Source organism: bacterium (assembly GCA_037131655.1).
Classification (GTDB): domain Bacteria; phylum Armatimonadota; class Fimbriimonadia; order Fimbriimonadales; family JBAXQP01; genus JBAXQP01.
Genome location: JBAXQP010000123.1, coordinates 1 through 8,005, shown reverse-complemented (window position 1 = coordinate 8,005; position 8,005 = coordinate 1). Strand labels below are relative to the sequence as shown.

General features: G+C 48.0%; 9 protein-coding genes. 7 read left to right on the top strand and 2 right to left on the bottom strand.

Annotated features, from left to right (window positions below; translation table 11 throughout):
* The coding region (locus WCO51_07175) for a lyase family protein (GenBank protein MEI6513043.1) at window positions 1-634 on the bottom strand (634 nt) is incomplete at its 3' end.
* Between the two features lie 146 nt (window positions 635-780).
* Here WCO51_07175 and tpx point away from each other — a divergent pair.
* Both tpx and WCO51_07165 read left to right on the top strand, forming a co-directional pair.
* On the top strand, window positions 781-1,302 hold the full coding sequence (gene tpx, locus WCO51_07170; GenBank protein MEI6513042.1) for a thiol peroxidase: 522 nt from the start codon (window positions 781-783) through the stop codon (window positions 1,300-1,302).
* Window positions 1,303-1,304: 2 nt separating this feature from the next.
* On the top strand, window positions 1,305-2,927 hold the full coding sequence (locus WCO51_07165; GenBank protein ID MEI6513041.1) for a glycosyltransferase family 39 protein: 1,623 nt from the start codon (window positions 1,305-1,307) through the stop codon (window positions 2,925-2,927).
* A 276-nt stretch (window positions 2,928-3,203) separates the two neighbouring features.
* Here the strand turns inward: WCO51_07165 and WCO51_07160 are convergent, their stop codons facing one another.
* Window positions 3,204-4,187, bottom strand: a complete 984-nt coding sequence (locus tag WCO51_07160; protein ID MEI6513040.1) for a thioredoxin family protein — start codon at window positions 4,185-4,187, stop codon at window positions 3,204-3,206.
* A 277-nt stretch (window positions 4,188-4,464) separates the two neighbouring features.
* On the opposite strand from WCO51_07160, the gene ruvC reads away from it, so the two are divergent.
* From ruvC to WCO51_07135, 5 genes are all read left to right on the top strand, one after another.
* Window positions 4,465-4,959 (top strand): crossover junction endodeoxyribonuclease RuvC, encoded by a 495-nt coding sequence (gene ruvC / locus WCO51_07155; GenBank protein ID MEI6513039.1) that lies wholly within the window; start codon window positions 4,465-4,467, stop codon window positions 4,957-4,959.
* Window positions 4,956-5,162, top strand: a complete 207-nt coding sequence (locus WCO51_07150) for a hypothetical protein (protein ID MEI6513038.1) — start codon at window positions 4,956-4,958, stop codon at window positions 5,160-5,162. Before ruvC ends, WCO51_07150 begins: the two co-directional genes overlap by 4 nt.
* Before the next feature lie 246 nt (window positions 5,163-5,408).
* Entirely contained in the window at window positions 5,409-5,564 is a 156-nt protein-coding gene (locus WCO51_07145; GenBank protein ID MEI6513037.1) for a hypothetical protein, read from the top strand.
* A gap of 69 nt (window positions 5,565-5,633) precedes the next feature.
* Window positions 5,634-6,497, top strand: a complete 864-nt coding sequence (locus WCO51_07140) for a histone deacetylase (GenBank protein ID MEI6513036.1) — start codon at window positions 5,634-5,636, stop codon at window positions 6,495-6,497.
* A gap of 69 nt (window positions 6,498-6,566) precedes the next feature.
* On the top strand, window positions 6,567-8,005 hold a 1,439-nt coding region (locus WCO51_07135; GenBank protein MEI6513035.1), incomplete at its 3' end, for a D-aminoacylase.

Genomic DNA, 8,005 nt, shown 5'->3' with positions numbered 1-8,005 from the left:
TCTGTCGATCGAGCGGGAAACCGCTGCCGGCCATCGCCGCAGAACCTAAGGGCATCATATCCGTTCGTTTGTAAGTATCTCCAAGCCGTTCCCAATCGCGTTCAAGCATCCAAAAATAGGCCAAAAAGTGATGCCCCAGGCTGACCGGTTGGGCGTGCTGTTGGTGAGTTAGTCCCGGCAACACCGTTCGCTTATGCTTATCGGCTATCTCAATAAGAGCTGTTTGCAGCGAGCGGATTTCAGAACGCAAATTCTCAATCGCCTCTTTCGTCCACATGCGGGTATCGGTAGCGACTTGATCGTTTCGGCTTCGACCGGTATGAAGCTTTCCGGCGACAGCGCCAATACGCTTTTGAAGTTCGCCTTCAATAAACACATGGATATCTTCAGCGCTCTCATCGAGTTCGAGCTTGCCGTATTTCAAGTCGGCGCAGATTGCCTCTAAGCCTTTAATAATCTGATTGGATTCAGCCTCAGACAAAATGCCTTGTTTGCCCAGCATTCGAGCATGCGCGATGCTGCCCGCAATATCTTGCGGCCATAACCTGCCGTCAATTGCCACCGAAAAAGTGAAATCAACCACTTCCTGTGCTAATTCCTTTTCAAATCGTCCGCCCCATAATTTATGGCTCAATTCCCTATCACCTACCAACGATCTATTCTCTATAGACTACCGTTTTCCTGCCATTCCGCTCATGTTTTTGGTCGTATGAATTGCTTAGGCAAAATCGCAGGTAAAATTGAGAGGTCATTCAAATTAATTTGCGAGGTGATTCTAAGATGGGACGTACCGTGACGTTGCGAGGAGCGCCATTTGAAGTCGAGGGCGAGGAACTGTCCGTTGGGCAGTCTGCGCCGAACTTCAAGCTCATCGAAAAAACAATTGAAGGAATAGAAATTATCACACTCGATGATTTCAAAGGCCGTGTGTTGATACTCAATGTGGTTCCTTCTTTGGATACATCTGTTTGTTCTACACAGACAAAAAGAATGAGTCAGATCGTCGACGAAAACAAAGGCAAATTCGACGTTCTAACAGTTAGTGTTGATTTGCAGTTCGCTCAGGCTCGTTGGGCAGTTGAGCAGGAGATATTTAACATCCGCTTTGGTTCGGATCATCTTGATGCGAATTTCGGCCATGCCTATAGAACGCTTATCCCCTCCTTGCGGCTTGAACAACGGTCTATGTTTGTGGTTGATAAAAATGGCATCTTGCAATACAAACAATATGTGAATGAGCTAGGAGATGAGCCTGATTACGGTCCTCCAATAGCCAAGGCTTTAGAGTTAGCGAGTCAATAAAATTGCAAACATCGGCTGGGAAATCACAATTTATATTATGGGCGCTGCTGGGATTGGCGGCGCTCTTTTTCTGCTTCTTCGGGCTTAATCGTATCGACTTCACCAACTTGGATGAGGGTTATTACGCATCGGTTTCGTTTGAGATGGCTTCAGGGGGTGATTGGGTCACGCCTCGCCTTAATGGCAAACCTTGGTGGGAAAAACCACCCATGCTCTATTGGGCTGAAGCCAACGCTTTTCGATTATTCGGCTATAAAGAATGGGCAGGACGCCTTCCTTCTGCGCTGGCTGTCTTATTAACCCTCATTATCACCGTCTATTTTGCCACCCGTTGGTTCAATTTGCGCGTCGGCCTCTATTCGGGAGCAACGCTGCTGACCGCTCTCTATTTCTTAGTCCAATCCCATCTGGCAACCACCGATGGGCTGCTGATGTTCTTCTTGACTTTGAGTTTCTGCTCACTTTGGGAGTTTATGCGAGGTGTCGGGAAGTGGTGGCTGCTGATTTCGGCAATCGCCTGCGGACTGGCAGTCCTTACTAAGGGGCCGGTAGCGTTAGTTTTTCTTGTTGTCTTGGCGGTTATCCTCTATTGGCGAACGCCTGATCTGCGAGCACAGCATAAGCCCTCGTCACTGGTTCTATGGGGTTTAGGGGCGGCGGCGCTATTTTTGATAGTCGTATTGCCATGGTATATCGCGGTTATTAGGCAGCACGGGCCGGGGTTTACCAGTGAATTTTTGATAAGGCAGAACTTAGGCCGTTTCTCAGGGGGGGATGCGGCTCATAATTTGCCGTTTTGGGGGATGGCTCTCTACTTCTTTGCCGGGTTCTTCCCATGGAGCCTCTATATTATTCCCGCCGCCATTCAAGAGCGCGGTACGAACAACGAACGATTCCTTTGGAGTTGGTTTCTGCTTGTTTTCGTTGTGTTCTCGATTAGCAGCGCCAAACTTCCTAGTTATTTACTGCCACTCTATCCGGCTGCTGCCATCTTAATAGGGCGATTATGGGCGTACGATACCTTCCGCTCCACTAAGTCAGTACGAAGGATTTCAATTACTCTATTTAGTCTTTTCACTCTAATCACCGCCGCCTTTTTCTGTCCGAAACTCATCACCGATGCTCATTTGGAACGCCAAATTCTTGAGAGCGAGATACCAAAGATTCTATGGCTGCTAAGAATTGCTTTTGCTTTCGGAGCAGTGATGTTGGGGCTTTCGCTTTTTGCCTCTCAACGTCTTCGTAAATGGAATCTAAGCCAAATAGGGCTATTGGGCTTCGTTGCGATCCTATGGACAACGGCTTTAATCTTTGCCCCTGCGTATAACGAGAGAACTTGGCGTCCGGTTCATTCGATGGTCGAGCAAGTACGCCCGGAGATGTCCAAAGGCGCAAAGCTCGTTCTATTCAACCTTCATCCCGCCTATCCAAGCGCCCAATTCTACGCTCGCCATGCTTTCGAAGCATCCGATAAACCAGATGAGATTTCCAGATTAGCTTCCACTACATCCAGTCTTTATATCATCGCCAAAACCAAAGACCTTGAGAAGCTGGGCAACATATCCTATACCAAATGTTCAACTATAGAAGACTGGACTTTGATTAAGAGTGTTGAGGGGAAGTAGGGGGCAAGGGATAGAAGCAAAAGGCAAGAAGCAAGATTTCAGAATTAGTCTAAAAGCGAAGGGCTATAGGTGAAAAGCAGAGTCGGAATTTCCCCCTTTCCAAGGGGGAATACAAGGGGGTCTCCGCTTCCCTTCGATATGGCCTAAAGGCCTACGAAGGGAAGCGGATTTATTATAATTGGCAAAGCTTATATTACACACCGAATAAAGGCTTCCCGAACAAAAAAGACCGCCTTTTGACGGTCTTTTTTGTCGAATCATTCTCTACTTGCCGCTCTACTTAGGGGCTTTGCTTAGGGCGGTTTTCATTTCTTCAATGTAACCTGCTAAGGGTAAATAGCCTACAATTTCATGAATTACATTGCCATTGTAATCCACGAAAATCGCCGTCGGATATCCACTGATGCCAAAGCGTTCGGCAAGGGAGGCTTGGATTTCTCCATTTACCTTCAGAAGGATGAAATTCTTTGCTTGCTCATTGAATTCAGCGGTTGGGAAGACATCCTTATCTAAGACCTTGCACCAGTGGCACCAATCAGCGTAGAAATCAATAAGAACAGGCTTGCGCTGCTGTTTTGCAAAAGCGAGAGCTTTGTCCCAGTCGGTTAGCCATCCGAAGCCTGTCATCTCTGCTTCAGTGACTTCCTTTGCGCCAGCCGGAATTGTCCAAGCGAACGTTGAGGCATTAAGGTTCGGATCATCAAGTGTGAAGCTCTTGCTGATAACTAATAAGGGTTTGAGCTTTTTTACATTAATATCAGCATGTTTTCCAATGCCTGTAGCCGGGTCGATATAAAGCTTTACAGTGCTTTTGTTTAGGGTCGTGAACCTGACTACGTCATATTGGGTTGTGCCGATCTTTTCCATGCCGACATAGGTTGCATCCTTAATCACATCAAAAGCTTTAGGTTTAAAGAAGGGTTTCCAGACGGCCACTTCATCGACATCCAGAACGTTCGCAGGATCGCCGGGCTTGCTTTTGATGTATGAATTTGACTGCGGGTAATAGAACCATTGGGTCGTCCCATCCGAGGTTTTTACCAAAGTTTTCGTGACCAATTTGACTTTATCGGGACGAAGAATTTGAATAGAAATCGTGTAATTATCCTCGGCTGAAGTCACTCTTACTTCCGCATTAAGTGATTGAGCCGCGGCCAGCTTGGCAGCATGTTTCCGAAGAAGTTGGTTCCCTCGATTATCTGCAAAAACCCCCAACGTCATGCTTACAAGACTTAATAAAACGAGCAATCGGATTAACATTTCTCTTTTCCCCCCTAGCACCAAGATAAGCTTTGCCGGATTATACCCATTGCCCTATGAAAGGAAAGGGAGTAATCTTATTAAGGTTCTTACTCTTATGACGGTAAAGCCTGAACTTCCGTAGAACAGACGCGCACCCCTCGCTTACTTTACGCATAAATCGCTATCTCATGAATCTTTGTTGATTCAACAGCAGTTCTTCTTCCGAAGTATCATTTGGTTTGGGGAGATAGCTAAAAAACTTGACTTTCTTCCTGTCACGTGTCACATTCAATATATGATTATTTTGGGGATCGACCCGGGGTTGGCAAATGTGGGATTTGGGGTTGTTAACTCTGAGGGAGGACAATGCCGACTGATTGAATACGGCGCTATAGTGTCAAATGCGAAGTTGCCTAAAGTCGAGCGTCTCTTTCGTATCCATAAAGATGTGATTGATATAATTGAGCGATATAAACCCGATGCAGTGGTGACGGAGCAACTGCTTTTCAGCGTGAACAAGAAAAGCGCGATGGAGGTTAGCCAGGCGATTGGGGTAATTCTTTTGGCGGTTGCGCAATCGAATATCGCTTGGCAGGAGTATTCGCCAATGAAGGTAAAAATGGCGCTCGTAGGATATGGGGGGGCAGAAAAGCAGCAAGTGCAGTTCATGGTCCAGAAGATTTTGGGGCTTAAGGAGCCTCCTAAACCCGACCATGCCTCTGATGCGCTAGCGGTAAGCATTTGCCATGCCCACAGCGTTCGTCTTGGGTCATTGGGTATCCGAACATGATCCCCTGGTACTTAATCGTCATCATTATCATCCTGATAGCCGTCTACGCCTATCTCTCCGTCCGCCAAAATGTCCAACGGCTTAACAAGCGAATTGAAGATTTCGAAGAAGAACAAGCCAAAAACCCAATTACCGACCCCTACAAAGCCTTAGCCGATATTTATAATGAGCGTGAGAAAAAGAATAAAGGGAAGGGATCGTAGTAAGTATTACGGAATAGGGAGGTCACAATCTTCTATGTGTGTAAACATGTCACCCCGAGCGAAGTCGAAGGGTATTCCGGAAGATTCATCTGCAATCTCGGAATGACGTGCCTGGCGAGACGCTGGCGCTATGTGAATTAAGTCGAGTCCTCACTTCATCAACTTCCGAAAGTTAGCCGAGATAAACAAATGCCTTTTTTCGTAAAGAAGCCTAGTTATGAATATTCAACAATGTGAAAGTTAATCATGCAAGTCAAAATTACATCTTACGTTCTCTATAGAAAAAACTGGGATTACAAAGAAGAGTTTGTCATAGAAATAGCTGACGACTTCGACCCGCATCAACGGCAGGTAGAAATCCTGCGCAAAGAACCGGAGAGTAACGGCGTTGGAGTGCAATGAACACCCTGTCCATTTCCTTGCAACCGTAGCGCTGCTTGGGACAGAATCACACTACACAGGGAGACGACGATGAAGATTTTTTACGTTCCACAACAAAGTTGCGCAGAGGCGGCATCGTATTCACCCAGCGCCGGTAAGCCTGCGTTGGTAGTAGCTGACTGGCTCAAGCATGGATTAATCACGCCAGACGACATCGTGGCGTTTGAGCCATTGCAAGATGCCGTTATTGGCAAGGCTCACGACCCGCGTTTTGTGGATGGCGTCTTGCATAGCCGCATCACCAACGGATTCGGCAACACCAGCGAAGCGGTGGCAAACTCACTGCTCTACACCAGTGGATCGCTACTAGCGGCAACCGAGTATGCGCTTGAGCATCAGACCCATACCTGCTCCCCTACCTCCGGGTTCCACCATGCAGGGTACGACTTCTCGCAAGGGTTTTGTACATTCAATGGCTTGATGGTGACGGCGGTGGCTTTGAAGAGTGCTGGCAATGCCAAATCCATTGGCATCTTGGACTGCGACTTTCACCATGGCAATGGCACCGAAGACATCATCGAGCGCCTGGAAATCGACTACGTGACCCACTTTACTCAGGGGGCCGTGTTTGACTCCAAGGATGGCGCAGGAAAGTTTGCACACAAGTATTTCGACTGGCTCAAAAATGCCATTGGCGAGATGCAAGACTGCGATGTGATCCTGTACCAAGCTGGGGCTGACCCCCATGAGCATGACCCGCTGGGTGGACTGCTCACCACCGACCAGATGCAAGAGCGTGACATGATGGTGTTCACAGGGTTCAAGGATCAGCCGCTGGCATGGAACCTAGCAGGAGGTTATCAGCGGGATGCTCAGGGCACAATTGAGCCTGTGCTGGAACTACACCGCAATACTGTTGCCGCATGCCTGAAGTATTCTCACTCTTTCGGCTGATTGACGAGCACACCATCCGCCACCCATTTTAGGGTTCAGTCATGCGACGTGCTTATAAAGGGCGGGGTTGTGGTTGATGGGACAGGTGCTCTGGGAAGAGTTGCTGATGTTGCGATTACTGGCGATAAGATTGTGGCGGTGGGGGAGCTTTCTACTTGGAATGCACCAAAGGTAATCGATGCATCCGGATTAGTGGTCAGCCCTGGTTTTATCGATATGCACACTCACTCCGACCTTTCGATTCTTCAAAATCCCGATCAGGTGAGCATGCTCTTTCAGGGTGTGACCAGCCAAGTGGTGAGCAATTGCGGGATGGCGATGGGTCAGATTATAAATTCACCTAAGTTTGAGTTCGAGCAAAAGTGGTTGCTGCCGTTCGGTGTTCAGGTCAATTGGAGTTCTGCTGAGGAGCATCTACGGTTAATTGAAGAGCAGGGAACGGGGACGAATTACGTTCCTTTGGCAGGTCACGGCACAATTCGCAAGCGAGTACTTGGTTTTGAACCTAGACCGCCTGACCAAAATGAACTCGAACAAATGAAAGCTCTTGTTGAAGAGGCATTTGATGCGGGGGTATGGGGATTATCAACTGGGTTGGAATATCCCCCTGCCTCATTTGCGCGCACTGATGAGATAATTGAATTAGCAAAAGTGGCAGGACGGCGTGGTGGGTTTTATACGACCCATCTTCGAAGCGAAGGAGATAAGCTCATCGAGTCGGTCCAGGAAGCCCTCGTCATCGCCAAAGAGGGCAATATGCCGCTTCAACTTTCCCATCATAAGGCTGATGGGAAACGGAATTGGGGCAAGATTAATACGACGCTTGGAATTGTCGATAAGGAGCGAGCGAAAGGGATGGATATATTACTGGATGCTTATCCCTATCTTGCTTATCAGACCTCGCTCGCAGTGGCCTTTTTGCCCGATTGGGTAAAAACAACGGACCCCAAAGATTATGCCACTCGTCTGACCGACCCCGATTATCGCCCTCGAATTCTTAATGATATGAAGGCGGAAAATACCGATTGGTCTCGGGTAGTAATCGGTAACGCGCAGCATCATCGGTATTTGCAGGGGCATACGATCTTTGCGGCTGCCGGTATGATGGAGCAGGAGCCGGAGGAATTCGTGCTCGATCTTCTCGCTGATGAACATGGGTTTGTGAGCGCAGGACATTTTAGCTTGAGTGAAGAGGACGTGCAAACAGTGCTGAAGTATCCGCATACAATGATCGGTTCAGATGCGATCGGTACTTTACCCGATGGCCCCATGAGCGCCGAACGGCCGCACCCTCGATCGTATGGCACATTCCCCCGAATCTTCGCCAATTACGTGAAAGAAACACCGCTCCTAACTTTAGAGGATGCCGTAAGAAAGATGACGTCTCTTCCTGCTCAGCGATTAGGCTGGACCGACCGCGGCATATTAAAACCTGATGCCTATGCCGATTTAGTCATCTTTAATTTCGAAACCTTCCGTGACATATCCACCTTTGAAGACCCTCACCG